The sequence below is a fragment of the Natrinema soli genome (assembly GCF_028618695.1).
In genome coordinates this window covers 1-1128 of the sequence record NZ_JAQIVI010000724.1, presented here as the reverse complement: position 1 = coordinate 1128, position 1128 = coordinate 1, and the positions used below count along the sequence as shown (strand labels likewise).

The window sequence follows — 1128 nt, the reverse complement described above, 5'->3', positions numbered from 1 at the left end:
CGCGCGGCCGACTGCGTAGCCGGCTCCCAGCCCGAGGCCGTTGTGTAGAACGACCGCGAGGAAGACGACGGCGCTCGCGGCGAGGATCGTCTCGACGTTGAGACCCACGACGGCCGCGACGATGGCGACGATGGCGATCACGCTGATCGCGGGGAAGATCGACAGCCCCGCCTGCGCGACCGCCGGCGCGTACTCGTCGAGCAGGTAGCGCAACACGAGGCCGCCGATAACCGGGAGCAAGACGACCTGGACGATCGACGTCGCCATCTCGGCGAACGTGACCGATATCGACTCGCCCGCGAGCAGGACGATCCACGCCGGCATCACCAGCGGCGCGGCGATCGTCGTCACCGACGTGATCGTCACCGAGAGCGCGACGTCGCCCCGACCGAGATAGGTCATCACGTTCGAGGCGGTCCCGCCCGGCGCCGCGCCGACGGGGATCAGTCCGATGCCGATCTCCCACGGCAACCCGAGGGCGACCACGAGGGCGTAGGCGATCGTCGGCATCAGGATCCACTGGCTCATCGCGCCGATGAAGACGTCCCGGGGCCGCTCGAGGATCCGCCGGAAATCCGTGGGCGTCAACGTGAGCCCCATGCCGAGCATGATAACCCCCAGGAGCGGCGTGATGTAGGGCGCGATCGGGGTGAACGTCTCGGGCGCGTACAGTGCGAGCGGGGAGACGATCAGCACCCAGAGGACGAAATACTTGCTCGTGAATTCGCCGATCCGTTCCAGAGGGGGCTGCCAACTCATTCGGTTCTCACCGCGCTGGGAAACATATGCAGCGGTCTGTGAGTCTGCTATATGAATACAGCGGCTTCCGCGGGCGCTCGGGCGGTTTTCGATCGATATGAATGGACACCATCAGCACGAACATCTCGGCCTCGCGGCCGCCCGCGTCGAGCGTCACCCGAACGTGTTTCATGGGTGGCTGTCTCCCTCGCTGACTTAAACCCCACAGATGGATCCGGCAGTCACGATTCGACCCTGCGGGACGAATTCACCGCTATGACCTGCCGGACGCTCTTGACGGGTGCCACCGGGACGCTCGGGACGGCGCTGCAACCGCGGCTGATCGACGCGGGCCACGAGGTGCTGGCTGCGAGTCGCTCGCCGCCGACC

General features: G+C 66.5%; 1 protein-coding gene. It reads right to left on the bottom strand.

What is annotated here, in order from left to right:
- Positions 1 to 759: bile acid:sodium symporter family protein (locus PGX04_RS31020; protein WP_273742001.1), on the bottom strand; the 759-nt coding region annotated here is incomplete at its 3' end.
- Positions 760 to 1128 lie beyond the last annotated feature (369 nt).